Here is an 18,539-nt window from a genome sequence, read left to right as displayed (position 1 = left end):
ATTCTTGATTTTCTATTATTTCTCTTGTGTTTTTTCCCAATCAGCTAAGAATTTCTCAATTCCTTGATCTGTTAGTGGGTGCTTCACTAATGAAGCAATTACGTTTGCTGGGATTGTTGCAATATGTGCACCATTTAATGCTGCGTCAGTTACGTGAACGCTGTGACGTACAGATGCTGCGATAATTTCTGTTTCGATGCCATGAATTGCAAAGATTTCTGCGATTTGGCGAATTAAGTCCATACCGTTATGACCGATATCATCTAAGCGACCTAAGAATGGTGAAACATATGTTGCACCAGCACGAGCTGCAAGTAATGCTTGAACTGCTGAGAACACTAATGTAACGTTTGTACGAATTCCTAAGTCAGAGAACGCTTTTACTGCTTTTAAACCTTCTGTCGTCATTGGAACTTTTACAACAACGTTTGGAGCAATTTTCGCTAACTCTTTTCCTTCTTCGATCATTTTATCTGCTTCTAAGCTAATTACTTCTGCACTTACAGGTCCTTCTACAACGTTGCAAATTTCACGAATGCGCTCGTGGAAGTCTACGCCTTCTTTTGCTACAAGTGATGGATTTGTCGTTACTCCAGCTAATACGCCTAATGCATTTGCCTCTTTAATTTCGTTAATGTTTGCTGTATCAATAAAGAATTTCATTTGTTATTCTTCCTTCCTAATTTTCATTTTATATTTATTTGTTTTTCTTAATAAGCTCTAATTCAATCGGAATAGATTTGTCCACTTTTTTACCTTGCGTGATCTCTTTTGCTGTTTGCATCGCCTTCTCTCCGATTAATTCCGGTTTTTGAGCAACTGTTGCAGCCATACGCCCATCGTTAACCGCTTTCACAGCATCTTCAGTTGCATCAAATCCAACCACCACTACATCTGTTTTTCCAGCAGACTTCAATGCTTCAAGTGCACCTAATGCCATTTCGTCGTTGTGCGCAAACACGGCTTTAATGTCGCTATTCGCTTGCAAAATGTTTTCCATAACAGATAATCCTTTCGCTCTATCAAAATCAGCCGCTTGTTTAGCAACTACTTTTAAAGACTTATCAGCTACGTTATGGAATCCTTTCCCGCGCTCGCGAGCAGCAGAAGAACCAGGGATTCCTTCTAACTCAGCAACGTTTGCTCCTTCGCCGACTAATTCACGAATGTAATCACTAGCCATTTGACCACCTTCAATGTTATTAGAGGCAATGTGAGAAACAACTTTACCTGAATTTGCAACGCGGTCTACTGTAATAACAGGGACATTCGCTGCATTTGCCGCACTTACTGCTGAAGCAACAGCATCTGAATCGGTTGGATTAATAACAACTACATCGACACCTTTTTGAATTAAATCTTCAACATCATTTGTTTGCTTTGCTGCATCATTTTGTGCATCAACAGCAATCAATTCAATACCACTATCTTTCGCTTTCTTTTCTGCACCTTTTTTCAAAGTTACAAAGAAGGGATTATTTAAAGTTGAAACAGAGAATCCAACTTTAATAGTTTTATTTCGACCTTTATCGCTAGAATCCTTTGCCCATTCTGGTGGTTCCATTGAACAACCAGCAGTAATGACCATAATACATGCAACGAGTATAAGTAACCATTTCTTCATGAACTGTCCCTCCATTACGCTTCTTTTCGGCGATCAATTAATACAGCTAGTAAGATTACAAGTCCTTTTACAACTTGTTGGAAGAAAGAAGATACACCTAATAAATTTAAACCGTTATTTAGTACACCGATAATAAGTACACCGATGAATGTACCAACAATCCATCCTCTTCCCCCAGAAAGACTAGTTCCACCTAATACAACTGCTGCAATTGCATCTAATTCGTAAGAAGTACCTGCAGTCGGCTGTGCAGAATCTAGTCGTGATGTTAAGACAATACCTGCAAGCGCTGCCAAAATTCCGGAAAGACCGTAAATCATTACTTTAATTCTCGTAACATTAATACCTGATAATGCTGCTGCTTCTTCATTTCCACCAATTGCAAATGTACGGCGACCAAATGTCGTTTTCTTCAAAATGAAGTACAGCACTGCGAAAGCGATCATCATTGTAACAGCTGGTACTGGAATACCAAGAAAATAACCGCGGCCAAACATTTGGAACATTAAATGATCACCAAGACCAGTGATCGGACGTCCGTCCATATAAACAAGCGTCAACCCGCGAAAAATAGTCATTGTTGCTAAAGTCGCAATAAATGGAGCTACTTTTCCCTTCGCTATGATGATACCGTTTACAATTCCCATTACAAGACCAGCTAATAATCCAACTGCCATCGCAAGGAACGGGTCCATGCCACTTGCCATCATTCCAGCAACAAGTGCACTTGATAATGCTAAAATAGAACCTACCGATAAGTCAATACCCCCTGTTAAAATTACAAAGGTCATTCCGAATGCAATAAGCGCATTAATCGATACTTGACGCAGTATATTAAATAAATTTGGAATTTCAATAAACGCTGGATTTAAAGCCGTAATTACTACAATAATTAGCGCTAGTCCAATTAAAGACCCAAGTTGTTGTAATACATTCCCCTTCTTAGCCATCCTTACTCTCCCCCTGTAGCTAGTGCCATAATAGACTCTTGCGATGCCTCATCTTTCTCTAAAATGCCGCCGACTTTTCCTTCATGAATAACAAGAACGCGATCACTCATCCCTAAAACTTCTGGAAGCTCAGATGATACCATAATAACGGCATCTCCTTCTTCGGTAAGCTTATTCATAATAGAGTAAATTTCTTTTTTCGCTCCAACATCAACACCCCTTGTTGGCTCATCTAAAATGAGTAATTGCGGGTGGATACCTAACCATTTTGCAATAACAACCTTTTGCTGATTTCCACCAGAAAGAGATTTCACAGCTTGCTCTCCACTAGATGCTTTCACATTAAGAAGTTTCATCATGTCCGCTGTAAACTGTTGTTCTAGTTCGTTACTTAAGACGCTTCCCTTTGAAAGACTTTCTAAATTCGGTAAAGCTAAATTTTCTCGAATTGAGAAATCTAGCACTAACCCTTCAGATTTTCTATCCTCTGTAATGAATGCGATTCTTTGTCTAATCGCATCTATCGGACTATCAATCTTTACTTCTTGCCCATTTATCAAAATTTGGCCAGAATCTAAAGGTTCGTATCCAAATATCGCTTTCATAATATCTGTACGGCCAGCTCCCATCAAGCCAGCTACACCAAGGATTTCACCTTTTCTAACTTGAAACGAAACATTTTCAAACTTCCCTTTTTTCGTTCCATTACGCATTTCAAAAATCACATCGCCAATTTGACTATTTCGTTCTGGGTAACGTTCACCAATGCTGCGCCCCACCATCATACTCACTACCTCATCAAACGATGTTTCCGGAATGGATCTCTTTCCGACGTATTCCCCATCACGTAAAATCGTAATGGCATCGCATATTGAAAAGATTTCTTCCATTCGGTGTGAGATATAAACGAACGAAACGCCTTCTTTACGTAATTTATTAATGACGGTAAACAACGTTTCAATTTCACGATCTGTTAATGCAGCTGTAGGTTCATCCATAATAATAACGCTCGCGTTTGTCATTAGGGCTTTTGCAATTTCGATAATTTGCTGTTGTCCAACCGATAACTCTCCTGCCAACATAGCGCCTTTTACATGTAATCCTAACTCCGCTAGTTGCTGCTGCGCAATCGCGTTCATTTGACGCGTACGTAAAATACCTGTCTTTCCATACATTAACTCTTTACCGAGAAACATATTTTCAGCTACTGTTAAATTCGGTAATATGTTCAATTCTTGATGTATAAATGCAATACCGTACTCTTCAGCTTCTTTCGCATTTTTAAAAGTTCGTTCTTGTCCATCAATCGTGATCGTTCCACCATCTCTTTTGTATACACCTGTTAAAATCTTCATGAGCGTTGATTTACCCGCTCCATTTTCCCCCATCAATGCATGGACTTCTCCTGTTTCAATCATAAACTGTGCATTTTTCAAAACAGGATTGCCATTGAACGCCTTTGAAATATTTTTCATTTCAATACGCATTCCCATCACTTCCCTTTATTAAAAAATCACGCCTGCATGTAAAATTACATTAGCATAAGGCGTAGCCTCACCTGTACGAATAATAGCTTTCGCTTTCTTTGTATGCTCTTTAAATTGTTCATGAGATACATATTCAAACACTGGTTCTATTAATTTTAGTTCAATTTCTTTATTTATTTCCGCATTGTTGTTAATGACTTCTTCTGCTAACGTCACTTTTTCAATTGCCATATCATCCGCTACCACTTGCAATACATCTAAAAAGCTAGGTTTTCCTATTTCAACAGCTAGATCAATTCTCTTTACTCCGTCAGGAATTGGTAAACCGCAATCAGCGATTACAATCGTATCCGTATGCCCAAGTGAAGCAAGCACTGCTGCAATCTCACTGTTTAATACGCCGTGCTTTTTCATCCGACAATCACCTGCACTTCACGTACTCTATCTCTCGTTGGCATACCGCCTTGCGCCCCGAGCTTCGTTACAGAAAGACCACCAGCAATATTCGCAAAACGAATTGCTTTTTGAAGTGTTTCTCCTTCAGAAAGCGCAACTGCTAATGCACCATTAAATGTATCACCAGCTCCAGTCGTATCTACTACATCAACAGCAATGCTAGGAACACGTACAATCTCCGTACCATTATGGAAACGTACACCGTTAGAACCTTCTGTCATCAATAGTTTATTTGGATATTTAGCCAGTAAATCTTCAATTGGCGATGTGAAATCATCTAATACGATGCGGCACTCATGTTCATTTGGTGTAATATAAGTTGCCTTTTCTAAAATATCTTCTGATAACACTTGTGCTGGTGCTGGATTTAACATAACCGGGATTTTGTGTTCCTCACAAATAGCCAATACATATTTTACTGTTTCAAGCGGAATCTCTAGTTGAAGCACAACCATATCAGCTTTTATAAGAAGATCTTTTGAACGATTTACAACCGACTCATTTACAAGAGCATTCGCCCCTTGTACGACAACAATACTGTTATCCTCTTCTGCTAAAACGATATGAGCAATTCCTGTCGCCGCATCTGTAACCGGTACCACATAGTCGATAAAAACGCGTTCGTTCTCTAAATTTTTCTTCACTACAGTTCCATAATTATCGTCTCCTACCGCTCCAACCATCGCTACATTTGCGCCTAATCTAGCTGCAGCAACTGCCTGGTTAGCTCCTTTTCCTCCTGGAATTGTATGAAATGCTTCACCAATTACTGTTTCTCCTGCTTTCGGACGTTTTTTTGAAACGGCCACTAAGTCCATTGAAATACTACCTACTACTGCAATATTTGGCATCTATTTCATCTCCTTACTTCGTTGTATTTCGTTCTATAATTTCAATCGGTAAACGATAGTGTTTCTCTTCTAATACGTTTCCTTCCATCTGCTCTAACAACAGTTCTGTTGCAACTTTCCCCATTTCATAAATTGGCTGTGCAACAGTTGTAATAGATGGATACATCATTTCTGTTAAAGAAATTCCATCGAATCCGATAATTTGTAAATCATCCGGAATAGAAATCCCCTTTTGAAGCGCAGCCTTTACGATACCTATTGCAATTAAATCATTCCCAGCAACAATTCCATCAATATGCGGGTATTCTTCTAATAGTTCCACCGCTACACGCTCACTATTAGCTGGATCAAATGTACTCTCTGCAATCATATAAGAAAGATTATTTTGTGTAATAACGTCTACAAAACCTTCAAAACGTTCATTAGCCGTGCTTACGTCACGCGGTCCACGAATATGTGCAATATGTTTACAGCCCTTATCTATTAATAACTGTGTCGCTCCCTGACTTCCCGCATAGTTATCTGCATACACAGCAGGTATACGCTCATTAAACATACGGTCAATTGCAACGACTGGTACTGACAAGTTCATGTAATTCACACTATTTTGTGGATTTGTCGCTACAATAAATCCATCTACATTATTTTGCCTAAGTACATCAATATATTGCTTTTCTTTCTCTAAACTTTCATCAGAGTTACAAAGTACAACTGTATACCCTTGCTTATGCGCTACATCTTCTACGGCACGTGCAACTTCTGGAAAGAATGGATTCACGATATTTGGAACAACTAAGCCAATTAAACGAGATTTTTTATTATACAGTGAACGCGCTACTGTACTAGGCTTATAGTCTAGCATCTCAATCGCTCGTTCTACTTTCTTTAACGTATCTTCATGAACATATCCATTTTTATTTAACACTCTGGAAACGGTCGCAACAGATACTCCCGCTAATTTTGCAACGTCTTTAATCGTACTCATTCTCTTCTCTCTCCATTTCATGTAACCGTTTACAGAAAATAATATAACGTATTTCTAGAAATACGTCAATCATTTCTCACGAAAAAGCTTTTAAGGTTATACTCAAAAAAGCATCGCCATAAGGCGATGCTTTTTCATTACGAATAGGATACAGTTTGTTCTTTTTCCTCTGCAGCTGGCTCTTCAGCATCCTTTTTACGATCTGACAGTTTAATCTTCTGTAAGAAAATCGTAAAGATAGCACCCACTACAATGAATACTAATCCTGTTAAGAATACAGTATGAAGAGAGTCTACTAAAGAGTTTTTCAAAATTGGTACAATGCTGTTAGCGAATGCTTCTGGCATTTGTTTTAATGCCTCTGGGCTAAATAGCATTGAATATAAGCCTTGCGGATCTGTATGAATCATATCTTTAAATTTCGTTACCATTTGTCCCGCTTCTTTCGGGAACGTATCTAATACAGGTACTAAATTTTTTGTTAATGTTGTACCTGAAGTGTTATTCATAATTGATCCTAAAATTGTAATACCAAATGTTCCACCGATTTGACGGAAGAACTGACTTGATGATGTTACGACACCAAGATCTTTTTTCGGGAAGCTTTCTTGTAACGCTAACGTTAATGTTGGCATTACAAGACCCATTCCTAAACCGATAACCATCATATAAGAAGTAGCAGTCAATTTAGTTGTGTGCATATCCATCGTTGTTAATAACCAGAATCCTCCAGCCATTATAAGCATTCCTGTAATAATTTGTGGTTTTACACCCACTTTTAATACAAGTTGCCCGCCGATAATACTCATCACAATCATTGTAATCATCATTGGCGTCATGATCGTTCCTGATTCAGCAGCACTTACTCCTACAATTCCTTGCATGAAGAATGGGACGAACATAATCGCACCGAACATTCCAATACTCATAAAGAATCCAATCGCATTTAGTAATGTAAATATACGATTTTTAAAGAAATGCATCGGTAAAATGGGTTCTTCTGCTTTCGTTTCAACGATAACAAAGCTAACTATACCAATTAGAGCTAATGCAAATAACCCGATAATTTGCCAAGAATCCCATGCGTAATCTTTTCCACCAAACGTTAATGCAAGTAATAAACTTACAACACCGAGAATCATCGTAAAGATCCCAGCGATATCAATTTTAATTGGTCCTGTTTGTTTATGTGATTTTAATCCCATTGCAATAAAGATTGTTGCTAAAATACCAACTGGTAAGTTAATGTAGAATACCCATCTCCAGTTTACTGCGTCTACAATCCAACCACCCACTTGTGGCCCAATTACAGAAGCAAGACCGTATAACGCACCAAAAATACCTTGCCATTTCGCACGTTCTTTCCCCGTGAACATATCTCCAATAATAATCATAGCCATCGGCATCATAATACCGCCGCCAAGACCTTGAATACCACGGAAAATAATTAATTCTGTCATACCATTTGCCATACCACATAATGCTGAGCCAACCATAAAGATAACTAGCCCTGTTATATATACGTTACGACGGCCAAGTAAATCCGCTAATTTACCTGCGATTGGTACAACTGTCGTTGATGTTAACATATAAGCTGTTGTTAACCACGTCATTAAGCTTAATCCGCCTAGTTCACCGACGATACGCGGCATTGCTGTACCAACGATTGTTCCATCTAAGGCAGCAAATAGCATCGCAATGATTAAACCGATTAACAACAACTTTCTATTTATATTTTCTTGTTGCTCCATGTAATCTCCTCAATTCCTCTTAGTTATTCTCTTTTTTCTCTTGTGTCCCGCAAATAATTGTTTCTAACTTCTCAAAGAGGCGTAACAAATCTTCTCTTTCTTGTAATTCTAAATGTGAGAAATATTTTGCAATGTGCTCATTACGAGCGGTCATTGCCTCTTCTACTCTAGCTTTCCCCTTTTTTGTTAACTCAATGACGACAACACGACGGTCCTCTTTGTCGTGATAACGCTCTACAAGCTCTTGGTCAATTAAGCGATCGATCATCACTGTAATTGCACTAGGCTTTACATACATCTTTTTTGCTAATTTTGTCGCCCTTGAAGCTCCATAATGATCTAAAATCTTTAAAATATAAAACTGCGGTGGTGTAAGTCCTGTTGCTTGCATTTGTTCTAATAACTCTGTCTGCATTTTCTTTCCAATCGAAAAGGCAAGAGCTTGAATTTTATCGATATGCGTCATATCATTTGGCATGTTATCCACCTCTTATTTAAACAATAAAATATTTAATGTATTTAAATATTAATCCGACGAACAAAATCCGTCAACACTTTTTATCCGTAAAAACGTTTACATTTTTGTCACAAAGTTGTATAATTTTCGACGAAGTTAATATTGACAGTCACGGAGAATCGGAGTACACGGCTATGAATCATAAAAAAGGAAACTTTTTTATATTTCATGGCCTTTTTATATTCTCTCTGGCTTACGACACTTCGAATTAATTTGGGGAGGATTTTCATTTTATGTTTTTTACACAATTCTTTAAACCTGCGCCCCACGCGGAACGCTTACCAGCTGACCGCGTTGATAGTGAATACCGTAAACTACGTTTACAAGTATTCTTAGGTATCTTCATCGGCTATGCAGGTTATTACTTTGTTCGAAAAAACTTTTCACTAGCAATGCCATACTTAATTGAACAAGGCTTTAGTAAAGGGGAACTTGGGGTTATCCTTTCAGCAGTTTCTATCGCTTACGGATTAAGTAAATTTCTTATGGGTATCGTATCCGATCGTTGTAATCCTCGCTACTTTTTAGCAGCTGGGCTATTTTTATCAGGTATCATTAATATTATTTTCGGCTCATTTTCTTTCATTACAACGAGCATTATACTTATGTTTGTACTTCAGTTTTTAAACGGATGGGTGCAAGGTATGGGATGGCCTCCTTGTGGGCGTACGATGGTTCACTGGTTCTCTATTAGTGAACGTGGTACAAAAATGTCTATTTGGAACGTCGCTCATAATGTCGGCGGTGCACTTATGCCTTCCCTTGTAACATTAGGGTTATATTTCTTTGCAAATGACTGGAAAAGTATTTTTTACTTCCCAGGTATTCTTTCAATTTTAGTTGGTATTTATGTATTAATTACGATGAGAGATACACCTCAATCTTGCGGATTACCTTCTATTGAAGAACATACTGGAGAATATCCACCAGATGAAAAAGTACAAGATCGCGAACGCGAACTTTCGGTAAAAGAAATTTTATTTAAATACGTATTAAACAATAAATTTTTATGGTACATCGCGATTGCAAACGTTTTTGTTTATTTCGTACGTTACGGTGTTGTAGACTGGGCTCCTACTTATTTAGTAGAAGAAAAAAGCTTTACTCATAGTAGTTCACGTACAGCCTATGCTCTATATGAATGGGCTGGTATTCCAGGTACACTTCTTTGCGGCTGGATGAGTGATAAACTATTTAAAGGACGCCGCGCACCTGCTGGTATTTTATTTATGGTTGGTGTATTTATCGCCGTTCTTGTGTACTGGCTAAACCCTCCTGGTAATCCAATGGTTGATAGTATCGCACTTGTTGCAATTGGATTTTTAATTTACGGACCTGTTATGTTAATTGGTCTACACGCTCTTGACTTAGCACCAAAGAAAGCGGCTGGAACTGCAGCTGGATTAACTGGCTTCTTCGGTTACTTAGGCGGAGCTGCTTTCGCTAGTGCCGCTATGGGCTTTATCGTAGATGCATTCGGATGGGATGGCGGATTCATCTTATTACTTGCATCTTGTGTACTTGCAATGTTCTTCCTTGCTCTTACTTTAAAGACAGGATCTCCAAAACAAAAGCAAGCTTAAGCACTAATATTATTCTTATCAAAAAAAGAGAGACTGTTCTTTCCAGAACGTCTCTCTTTTTTCTACATATAATACTTTTTTCTTACAAAAGATTTATTTCCCTCTCTTATACATGTTAGCGTTTTCAAAGCGCTTCAACTACTTATATACATGCATCCAATCTCTATATAAAAAGATTTTTGAATATTTTATCAACTTATGCTTGTCAAACATTGTCAATTTATATTAAAATAACAACAACATACAAAATATTTAGTCTTTTCAGAAAGATGGAGGGATAGCCATGAAGAATCCACTTCTTCGCATTGAAAACTTACAGACTTCCTTTCGCATACAAGATCAATATCATGCCGCAGTTGATGATGTTTCGTTAACTGTCCATGAAAATGAAATTGTCGCGATAGTTGGTGAATCAGGTTGCGGAAAAAGTGCACTTGCCCTTTCCATTATGCGACTGCATAATGAAGCAAATACAAAATTACAAGGGCAGCTTAACTATAGAGATAAGGATTTACTAACGATGTCAGCCGCAGAGATGAATAAAGTACGCGGATCAAACATCGGTATGATTTTCCAAGAACCTCTTACAGCACTCGATCCTCTTATGACAGTTGGAAAACAAATCGAAGAAAATTTAGACTACCACACAAGCCTTTCAAAAGTTGAAAAGAAAGAACGCACCTTAGAACTACTTCATCAAGTTGGTATTCCAAAACCAGAACTTACATATAAACAATACCCACACGAATTATCTGGCGGAATGAGACAAAGAATTGTTATCGCAATTGCAATTGCTTGTAACCCAGCACTTATTATTGCAGATGAGCCAACAACGGCTCTTGACGTAACCATCCAAGCACAAATTTTAGACTTACTAAAATCTATTCAAGAACAAACGAAAATGGGCATTATTTTAATTACTCACGATTTAAGTGTTGTCGCAGAAACAGCTGATCGTATCGTCGTTATGTACGCTGGACAAGTTGTAGAAACAGGAAAAGTTGAAGAGATTTTTAACAACCCTCTTCACCCATATACTCGTTCTCTATTAAACTCCATTCCATCTGCGTATGCTGAAAAAGAAAAATTGCATGTAATTCAAGGGGTGGTTCCTTCGTTAGCGAAGATGCCTCGCACAGGTTGCCGCTTCCAAGCTCGAATTCCATGGATTAGACCTGATCAGCACGAGGAAAATCCAATTTTACATGAAGTAAAACCAGACCACTGGGTGCGTTGTACTTGCTACAAGCATTTCAACTTCCAAGATAAGAAAGGAGATGACGTAACTCATGGCACTGCTTAAAGTAGAGGATTTAAAAGTACATTTCCCAATTAAAGGTGGTTTCTTCGGTCGCACATTAGATTACGTGCGCGCTGTCGATGGTGTAAGTTTTGAATTACAACCGGGTGAAACATACGGGATTGTTGGTGAATCAGGAAGTGGTAAATCAACAACGGGTAAAGCAATTATGCATTTAACGAAAGCAACAGAGGGTAGCATTCATTTTAATAATAGAGATTTAACAAAGTTAAGTCGCTCTGAGTTACGTGAACAACGAAAAGATATTCAAATGATTTTCCAAGACCCATATTCATCATTAAATCCGAAGAAACGTGTTCTCGACATTATTGCTGAGCCTCTTCGAAATTTTGAGAAGTTCTCACCTGATGAAGAACGTAGAGCAGTTCAAGAATATCTTGATAAAGTTGGTCTAAATCCAGAGTCTATTTATAAATATCCACATGAATTTTCCGGTGGTCAAAGGCAGCGGATTGGTATTGCACGAGCTCTTACTTTAAAACCGAAGCTTATTATTGCGGATGAGCCAGTATCTGCGCTTGACGTCTCTGTACAGGCACAAGTATTAAACTTCTTGCAAGATTTACAAGCTGAGCTCGGACTAACATACTTGTTCATTAGTCATGATTTAGGTGTAATTCGTCATATGTGTGACCGTATCGGTGTTATGTACCGGGGACGCATTGTCGAAGAAGCAACTAGTACAGAAATTTATAATAATCCGCAACATATTTATACGAAGCGCCTAATATCAGCAATTCCTGATATTCGTCCTGAAAACAGAGAGAGACAGCGCAAGCTCCGTCAACAAGTAAGCTCTGAATACGAGAAATCATACGAAAATTATTTCAATGAAAACGGTCGGGCTTATGACTTAAAAGCAATCTCGCCAACGCATCGGGTGGCATTACCATAAGGGAGTGATAAAACATGTGGAAGTTTATATTACGGAGATTTTTAGTAATGATCCCGCAATTATTCGTGTTAAGTGTACTAGTCTTTTTACTAGCTAAAGCGATGCCCGGCGATGCATTAACAGGCAGAGCAATGAATCCGAAAGCGGATCCAAAGGTGATTGAAGAACAACGTGAAAAGCTTGGATTAAATGACCCAGTTACAACACAATATGTTCGCTGGATTAAAAATGCAGTGCAAGGTGACTTCGGTATTTCCTATGCACATAAAATGAAAGTAACTGATTTAATTGGAGAACGACTTGGAAATACAGTATCTTTAGCACTTGTTATTCTTATTCTTACTTATTTAATTGCCATACCACTGGGAGTTATAAGTGGGCGTTGGAACGATACATGGGCTGATCGACTCATTACCATTTACAACTATCTAGGTTTTGCTACACCACTATTTATATTTGCATTAATTATGCTCTTCCTATTCGGATTTAAGTTTGCAATATTCCCAACTGGTGGTAGCGTAGATCCTCAAGTTGCAACAGGTACATTCGCTTACTATTTAAGCAAATTAAATCACATGCTACTACCAGCTTTATCTGGCGCACTTATTGCAACAGTTGGTACTGTACAATATTTACGAAGCGAAATTATTGATACGAAACATAAAGATTTTGTACGTACAGTACGAGCAAAAGGTGTTCCAGAATCAAAAATCTATTCTAGACATATTTTACGAAATTCATTCTTACCAATTGCAGCCTTCTTAGGTTATGAAATTACAGGATTGGTTGGCGGTGCCATCTTCTTAGAAAGTATTTTTAGCTATCCAGGAATTGGACAACTATTTATACAATCTATCTCTCAACGCGATTTTAGTGTAATAACTGCACTCGTTATGTTTACTGGATTTGCAACGTTACTTGGAACTCTCCTTTCAGATATTATTCTAAGCATCGTCGATCCACGTATTCGTATTGATTAAAGAAAGGAGCAGACGTTATGTTAGCAAACCCTGAAAAACAAACTGAAGTTGTTCATTACGAAAAAAGCCCTTCTGGTTTCTCTATTATGTGGCGAGAACTTCGTAAAGATAAATTAGCAATGTTTTCACTTGTTTTCCTAGCAATCTTATTACTAGCGGTCTATGCAACATCTTTTATTATGAAACAAGAAGATATTGTACGAGTTGATTTATTCGCTATTTATGCTCCTCCCTCTGCTGAACATTGGTTAGGAACAGATTATGGAGGACGCGATATTTTCGGCCAACTTATTATTGGTACACGTAACTCTTTTACAATTGGATTAGCAATTACTATTCTTTCTTGTTTAATTGGCCTTTCAATTGGATTAATTGCTGGTTATTTTGGAGGAGCAATTGATAATATGATTATGCGCGTTATCGACTTCGTTATGGTTTTACCATTTTTAATGCTTGTAATTGTATTTATTACACTTGTTCCTACATTCAATATCTTTACTTTCATTTTAATTATGAGCGTGTTCTTATGGACAGGAAAAGCAAGATTAATTCGCTCAAAAGTATTAACTGAAAAAGAACTCGATTATGTCTCTGCATCAAAAACATTAGGAACACCAAACTGGAAGATCATTCTTTTCCAAGTACTACCTAACTTAAGTTCCATTATCATTGTTAGCGTTACATTAAACCTTGCTGGAAACATCGGTATTGAATCTGGGCTAACTTTCTTAGGATTTGGTCTACCAGAAAGTACCCCAAGCCTTGGCACACTTGTTAGTTATGCTAGAAATCCAGATGTATTACAAGAAAAATGGTGGATTTGGTTACCCGCATCAGTCATGATTTTAACATTGATGCTGTGTATAAATTTTATTGGTCAAGCGCTACGCCGTTCGGCCGACGCAAGACAAAGAAAAGGATAAGGGGTGGAAGAAATGACAAATAAGCCAAAGTTTTTCAAAGTATTAAGTACACTTGCAGTTTCAACATTACTACTTTCAGCATGTGGGGGCAGTGGTGGTAGTGAAAAAACGAGTAGCACAAAAAAAGTAGATACAAATAAATTTAGTACAAATGTTAAAAATGATAAAAAGGAAGTTAAAGATGGTTCATTAACATATGGTCTTGTTTCTAACACACCATTTGAAGGACTTTTGAACTTTGCTGTATATGAAGGAGATCCTGATAACCAAGTCATTACCATTTTCGATGAATCTTTATTATCAAATGACGAAAACTGGGAATATACGAATGATGGCGCTGCTACATATGAAATTTCTAAAGATAAAAAGACAATTACATTAAAAATTAAAGATAATGTAAAATGGCATGATGGAAACCCTGTTACCGCTGAGGATTTAGAATACTCTTATCTGGTGATTGGTAGCAAACAATATGCTGGTTCTCGCTATGATTCTCAAATGCAAATGATTGAAGGTATGGAAGATTATCATAATGGAAAAGCCGAAAAAATTTCAGGTATAAAAGTAACGGATCCAAAAACAATTTCGATTACGTTTAAAGAACCAAATCCTTCAGTGAAAACTGGGCTTTGGACATACCCTCTTCATAAGAAATACTTAGGAGATGTACCAATCGATAAATTAGCAGAATCTGATAAAATTCGTAAAAATCCAATTGGTTTCGGACCTTTTAAAGTGAAGAAAATTACTCCTGGAGAATCCGTTGAATTCGAACGTTTTGATGACTATTATGGCGGAAAACCAAAACTGAAAAGCATGGTTTTAAAAGTTGTTAACCCTTCTGTTGTTAACGCGTCCTTAAAAAATGGTGATATTGACATTGCTGAAGTAAGTGCAGATCAATATCCAAATGTAAGTAAATTAAAAAATGCACAATTAGTCGGTAAAACCGATTTATACTATAGTTATATCGGCTTTAAATTAGGCCATATGGATAAAGAAAAAGAAGAAGTAGTAATGGATAAGGATAAATTTAAAGATGTTCGTGTACGTCAAGCGATGGCGTATGCTATTGATCGAAAAGAAATTGGTGAAAAATTATATCATGGCCTACGTTATCCAGCTAACTCACCAATTCCACCATCTCTACCAAAATATCATAACAATAAAATTGGTGCCTATGATAAAGATGTAGAGAAAGCTAAAAAGTTATTAGATGAAGCTGGCTATAAAGATACGAACGGAGATGGATTCCGTGAAGATCCAAATGGTAAAGAATTTAAAGCTAATTTCTTATCAATGAGTGGTAGCGATGTAAGTGAACCACTTGCAAAATTCTTTATTCAATCTTGGAAAGACATCGGCCTAAAAGTAGAACTTCTTGATGGTCGCTTACACGAATTCAACTCATTCTACGATATGATTAAAAAAGATGATCCAAAGGTTGACCTTTTCGCTGCCGCTTGGGGAACTGCATCTGATCCAGACCCTTCTGGTATTTGGGCTAAAAACGCACCGTTCAATTACACACGTTGGGCTACTGACAAAAACACAGAATTATTAAAACAGGGTATTTCTAAAGAAGCTGCTGATGAAAAATACCGTAAAGATGTATACGATAAATGGCAAAAATTAGTTCACGATGAAGTACCATTAATTCCACTTCATTATAAATTTGACTTAAAAGGTGTAAATAATCGCGTAAAAGATTATAAATACACACCAGAAGATCAATACAAGTGGGGTAAAGTTAGCGTAACAAGCGATAAAGCAGAAACAGAAAAATAATAAAATAGCTCCTGGCACTGAGATACATGCCAGGAGCTATTTTTTATTTACAATCCTTCTCTTACTATTTATAACAACCAATTCCTTCCCCACTCTAAGATTAAAAGATTTGATGAATCATCTTTATTACAACAGCTAACGTAACAGACGCAGCAAATCCTCCTAAACAAATAAGACCGACACCTTGGCTATATGATAAATTTTGAAGTGCTTTCATCTTTTTCATCCTCCCTATCTCCCCTTCGTTATTTTTATTTTACCAACGGAATAATTTTTATAACATCGATTTTCCTAACAACAAACTTACAAATTTGTAAGTTAATATTTTCTAAAACTTATGTATCTATTATGTCCACACTCTCCCCTTTTATACGTCAAAAAAGACCTTGAATTATATCAAGGCCCTGCTTACACTACAGAATATCTCACTCAATTTATTTGATAATCATCACTGGACATTTCACACGCTTTGCTATTTTATGACTCACACTACCAAGCACCATCTCTTGCAGTGTATTTAGCCCTCTACTCCCAGCAATAACAAGATCTATATCTCCTGTATTTACATATTGAACAATCGTATCTCCTGGATCGCCATGTAATATCGTAATTTTATAAGAAATGTTCTCTTTCTTTAATAAACCTTCAATCTCTTTTAATTTATCTTTTCGACTAGCTGATACTGTTTCTAAATCTGTCTGACCTTGTATAATATCTGACTTTGCCGTTCTATTATCTACTACGTACACAACTTCAACATTTGTTTCTTCGTTAAATTTTGCAATATGTGTCGCGTGCTCTGCTGCTCGAAGCGCATGTTCAGAACCATCACATGCTAATATAATTTGTTTATACATATGCTGAATCCCCTTTTCGTTATCCTACCCGTATTATATAATAAAGCCCCCTAAAAAGGAGGCTTCTAACTAGCAATTCTTTTATTATACGTAGCTAAATTTGTAACAAGTTTTGCGCTACGTTCATTTAATCCTGTTATACTTACTTTCACACCACTTTGTTCATACTTCATGATAACTTTATCAATTGATGCCACTGCTGAATCATCCCATACATGTGCGTGAGTAAAGTTCATCTCAATTTCTTTCACATCTTCATTAAATGAAAAAGCATTTATAAAATCTGCCGTAGATGCAAAGAAAAGTTGACCGTGAATTTCGTATATTTTCTTATTTTCAATATATAAATGTTTCACGTGAATCTTTGCCATATTGAATGCAAATAACACAGCACTAATTACTGTCCCAATGACTACACCTAATCCTAAATTGTGAGTAATAAGAACGACCACTACTGTTACGATCATAACGAATGCATTCCCTTTTGGTACTTTATGAATCGTTGCTACAGAGTTCCAATCAAATGTTCCGATTGAAACCATAATCATAACTGCAACTAAAGCTGCCATCGGAATATGAACCACATAATCACCTAAAACGAATAGTAATACGATCAAAAATCCGCCCGCTACAAACGTCGATAAGCGACCTCGTCCACCTGATTTAATATTAATAACAGATTGGCCAATCATTGCACATCCTGCCATACCTCCGAAGAAACCAGCGACAATGTTTGCAATACCTTGACCGCGTGCTTCCTTATGTTTATTACTTTCCGTATGCGTCATATCATCTAAAACTGAAGCTGTTAATAATGACTCTAATAAACCGATAATTGCAAGCATAACTGCGTACGGTAAAATAATCCCTAATGTCTCAAGTGTAAAAGGCACGTCTGGAATACTAAAGAACGGTAATTCTTTCGGCAGGCTTCCCATATCCCCTACTGTTTTTAATTGTAATCCACTCATAAGTGCAATACTTGTCACGATGATAATTGCAATAAGTGTGGACGGTACAGCCGTCGTAATACGTGGAAATAAATATATAATTGCAAGTCCTAATGCGACAAGCGCGTACATTTGCCAAGTTGCATTTTTAAATTGTGGCAATTGTGCTGTAAAAACTAAAATCCCAAGTGCATTTAAAAATCCACTCATAACTGATTTCGGAACAAACTTCATAAATGAGCTCAGTTTGAACACGCCAAAAATAATTTGGACAATACCTGTTAATATTGTTGTAGCAAATAAATATTGTAAACCGTGATCTTTAACGAGCGTTACCATTAATAATGCCATTGCACCTGTTGCAGCTGAAATCATCCCAGTTCTTCCGCCAACAAATGAAATGGTAACTGCAATACAAAAGGCTGCGTATAGCCCAACGGTCGGATCCACGCCTGCAATAACGGAGAAAGCGATCGCTTCAGGAATTAATGCTAAAGCAACGACAATTCCTGATAACACGTCCCCTTTTACATTGGAAAACCAGTCATTTTTTATCGTCTGAAACAAAGTACCACTCCTCTACTCTTTTATCATTTGATTTTCTCCGTAAGAAAATCAAGG

The 18,539-nt window shown here is 37.3% G+C and carries 18 protein-coding genes; 6 read left to right on the top strand and 12 right to left on the bottom strand.

Translation table 11 applies throughout. The features are described from left to right. Positions 1-15: 15 nt before the first annotated feature. The 9 genes from fsa to MR147_RS20345 form a co-directional block, all read right to left on the bottom strand. Entirely contained in the window at positions 16-663 is a 648-nt protein-coding gene (gene fsa / locus MR147_RS20385) for a fructose-6-phosphate aldolase (RefSeq protein ID WP_000667661.1), read from the bottom strand. Between the two features lie 34 nt (positions 664-697). Next, positions 698-1,624 (bottom strand): ribose ABC transporter substrate-binding protein RbsB, encoded by a 927-nt coding sequence (gene rbsB / locus MR147_RS20380; RefSeq protein WP_000758976.1) that lies wholly within the window; start codon positions 1,622-1,624, stop codon positions 698-700. 14 nt (positions 1,625-1,638) lie between these two features. Next, positions 1,639-2,574: an ABC transporter permease subunit gene (locus tag MR147_RS20375; protein ID WP_001074633.1), complete on the bottom strand. Its 936-nt coding sequence runs from the start codon at positions 2,572-2,574 to the stop codon at positions 1,639-1,641. A gap of 2 nt (positions 2,575-2,576) precedes the next feature. Beyond that, positions 2,577-4,061 carry a ribose ABC transporter ATP-binding protein RbsA gene (rbsA, locus tag MR147_RS20370; RefSeq protein WP_074607443.1) on the bottom strand — a complete coding sequence of 495 codons (1,485 nt, stop codon included), beginning with the start codon at positions 4,059-4,061 and terminating at the stop codon, positions 2,577-2,579. 18 nt (positions 4,062-4,079) lie between these two features. Further along, positions 4,080-4,475 carry a D-ribose pyranase gene (rbsD, locus tag MR147_RS20365; RefSeq protein ID WP_074607358.1) on the bottom strand — a complete coding sequence of 132 codons (396 nt, stop codon included), beginning with the start codon at positions 4,473-4,475 and terminating at the stop codon, positions 4,080-4,082. Continuing rightward, positions 4,472-5,368, bottom strand: coding sequence for a ribokinase (rbsK, locus tag MR147_RS20360; protein ID WP_074607360.1), 897 nt, complete (start codon positions 5,366-5,368; stop codon positions 4,472-4,474). The genes rbsD and rbsK overlap by 4 nt, the downstream gene beginning before the upstream one ends. Positions 5,369-5,381: 13 nt before the next feature. Then, positions 5,382-6,374 (bottom strand): ribose operon transcriptional repressor RbsR, encoded by a 993-nt coding sequence (gene rbsR, locus MR147_RS20355; protein ID WP_074607362.1) that lies wholly within the window; start codon positions 6,372-6,374, stop codon positions 5,382-5,384. Between the two features lie 116 nt (positions 6,375-6,490). Further along, complete coding sequence (locus MR147_RS20350; protein ID WP_074607364.1) at positions 6,491-8,104, bottom strand: MDR family MFS transporter; 1,614 nt, start codon at positions 8,102-8,104, stop codon at positions 6,491-6,493. A 19-nt stretch (positions 8,105-8,123) separates the two neighbouring features. Then, complete coding sequence (locus MR147_RS20345; protein ID WP_001132364.1) at positions 8,124-8,582, bottom strand: MarR family winged helix-turn-helix transcriptional regulator; 459 nt, start codon at positions 8,580-8,582, stop codon at positions 8,124-8,126. A 272-nt stretch (positions 8,583-8,854) separates the two neighbouring features. Between MR147_RS20345 and glpT the strand changes: the two genes are divergently transcribed. From glpT to opp4A, 6 genes are all read left to right on the top strand, one after another. Next, positions 8,855-10,204 carry a glycerol-3-phosphate transporter gene (gene glpT / locus MR147_RS20340; protein ID WP_074607366.1) on the top strand — a complete coding sequence of 450 codons (1,350 nt, stop codon included), beginning with the start codon at positions 8,855-8,857 and terminating at the stop codon, positions 10,202-10,204. A 283-nt stretch (positions 10,205-10,487) separates the two neighbouring features. Beyond that, complete coding sequence (locus MR147_RS20335) at positions 10,488-11,507, top strand: ABC transporter ATP-binding protein (protein ID WP_000795374.1); 1,020 nt, start codon at positions 10,488-10,490, stop codon at positions 11,505-11,507. Continuing rightward, positions 11,494-12,420, top strand: a complete 927-nt coding sequence (locus MR147_RS20330) for an ABC transporter ATP-binding protein (RefSeq protein WP_074607368.1) — start codon at positions 11,494-11,496, stop codon at positions 12,418-12,420. Before MR147_RS20335 ends, MR147_RS20330 begins: the two co-directional genes overlap by 14 nt. 14 nt (positions 12,421-12,434) lie before the next feature. Further along, entirely contained in the window at positions 12,435-13,400 is a 966-nt protein-coding gene (opp4B, locus tag MR147_RS20325; RefSeq protein WP_000265439.1) for an oligopeptide ABC transporter permease, read from the top strand. A gap of 17 nt (positions 13,401-13,417) precedes the next feature. Continuing rightward, positions 13,418-14,323, top strand: coding sequence for an ABC transporter permease (locus MR147_RS20320; RefSeq protein WP_000880741.1), 906 nt, complete (start codon positions 13,418-13,420; stop codon positions 14,321-14,323). A 12-nt stretch (positions 14,324-14,335) separates the two neighbouring features. Beyond that, on the top strand, positions 14,336-16,111 hold the full coding sequence (opp4A, locus tag MR147_RS20315; protein WP_000182630.1) for an oligopeptide ABC transporter substrate-binding protein: 1,776 nt from the start codon (positions 14,336-14,338) through the stop codon (positions 16,109-16,111). A gap of 100 nt (positions 16,112-16,211) precedes the next feature. On the opposite strand, the gene MR147_RS20310 is transcribed toward opp4A, so the two are convergent. From MR147_RS20310 to MR147_RS20300, 3 genes are all read right to left on the bottom strand, one after another. Next, positions 16,212-16,337: a DUF4027 family protein gene (locus MR147_RS20310; RefSeq protein WP_000738299.1), complete on the bottom strand. Its 126-nt coding sequence runs from the start codon at positions 16,335-16,337 to the stop codon at positions 16,212-16,214. A gap of 208 nt (positions 16,338-16,545) precedes the next feature. Next, positions 16,546-16,968, bottom strand: coding sequence for a universal stress protein (locus MR147_RS20305; RefSeq protein ID WP_000277989.1), 423 nt, complete (start codon positions 16,966-16,968; stop codon positions 16,546-16,548). Between the two features lie 65 nt (positions 16,969-17,033). Continuing rightward, positions 17,034-18,485 carry a SulP family inorganic anion transporter gene (locus tag MR147_RS20300; protein ID WP_000487877.1) on the bottom strand — a complete coding sequence of 484 codons (1,452 nt, stop codon included), beginning with the start codon at positions 18,483-18,485 and terminating at the stop codon, positions 17,034-17,036. Between the last annotated feature and the right edge of the window lie 54 nt (positions 18,486-18,539).

The organism is Bacillus cereus group sp. BfR-BA-01350 (assembly GCF_022663775.1).
GTDB classification, from domain to species: Bacteria; Bacillota; Bacilli; order Bacillales; family Bacillaceae_G; genus Bacillus_A; species Bacillus_A paranthracis.
Note: the sequence above shows the minus strand (reverse complement) of the source record. Positions and strands in the feature narration are given on the sequence as shown.

What these genes read in the sequence shown, in the direction of transcription:
- fsa (WP_000667661.1), bottom strand. Translation starts at nt 663, where the DNA reads ATGAAATTCTTTATTGATACAGCAAACATTAACGAAATTAAAGAGGCA.
- rbsB (WP_000758976.1), bottom strand. Translation starts at nt 1,624, where the DNA reads ATGAAGAAATGGTTACTTATACTCGTTGCATGTATTATGGTCATTACT.
- MR147_RS20375 (WP_001074633.1), bottom strand. Translation starts at nt 2,574, where the DNA reads ATGGCTAAGAAGGGGAATGTATTACAACAACTTGGGTCTTTAATTGGA.
- rbsA (WP_074607443.1), bottom strand. Translation starts at nt 4,061, where the DNA reads ATGCGTATTGAAATGAAAAATATTTCAAAGGCGTTCAATGGCAATCCT.
- rbsD (WP_074607358.1), bottom strand. Translation starts at nt 4,475, where the DNA reads ATGAAAAAGCACGGCGTATTAAACAGTGAGATTGCAGCAGTGCTTGCT.
- rbsK (WP_074607360.1), bottom strand. Translation starts at nt 5,368, where the DNA reads ATGCCAAATATTGCAGTAGTAGGTAGTATTTCAATGGACTTAGTGGCC.
- rbsR (WP_074607362.1), bottom strand. Translation starts at nt 6,374, where the DNA reads ATGAAATGGAGAGAGAAGAGAATGAGTACGATTAAAGACGTTGCAAAA.
- MR147_RS20350 (WP_074607364.1), bottom strand. Translation starts at nt 8,104, where the DNA reads ATGGAGCAACAAGAAAATATAAATAGAAAGTTGTTGTTAATCGGTTTA.
- MR147_RS20345 (WP_001132364.1), bottom strand. Translation starts at nt 8,582, where the DNA reads ATGCCAAATGATATGACGCATATCGATAAAATTCAAGCTCTTGCCTTT.
- glpT (WP_074607366.1), top strand. Translation starts at nt 8,855, where the DNA reads ATGTTTTTTACACAATTCTTTAAACCTGCGCCCCACGCGGAACGCTTA.
- MR147_RS20335 (WP_000795374.1), top strand. Translation starts at nt 10,488, where the DNA reads ATGAAGAATCCACTTCTTCGCATTGAAAACTTACAGACTTCCTTTCGC.
- MR147_RS20330 (WP_074607368.1), top strand. Translation starts at nt 11,494, where the DNA reads ATGGCACTGCTTAAAGTAGAGGATTTAAAAGTACATTTCCCAATTAAA.
- opp4B (WP_000265439.1), top strand. Translation starts at nt 12,435, where the DNA reads ATGTGGAAGTTTATATTACGGAGATTTTTAGTAATGATCCCGCAATTA.
- MR147_RS20320 (WP_000880741.1), top strand. Translation starts at nt 13,418, where the DNA reads ATGTTAGCAAACCCTGAAAAACAAACTGAAGTTGTTCATTACGAAAAA.
- opp4A (WP_000182630.1), top strand. Translation starts at nt 14,336, where the DNA reads ATGACAAATAAGCCAAAGTTTTTCAAAGTATTAAGTACACTTGCAGTT.
- MR147_RS20310 (WP_000738299.1), bottom strand. Translation starts at nt 16,337, where the DNA reads ATGAAAAAGATGAAAGCACTTCAAAATTTATCATATAGCCAAGGTGTC.
- MR147_RS20305 (WP_000277989.1), bottom strand. Translation starts at nt 16,968, where the DNA reads ATGTATAAACAAATTATATTAGCATGTGATGGTTCTGAACATGCGCTT.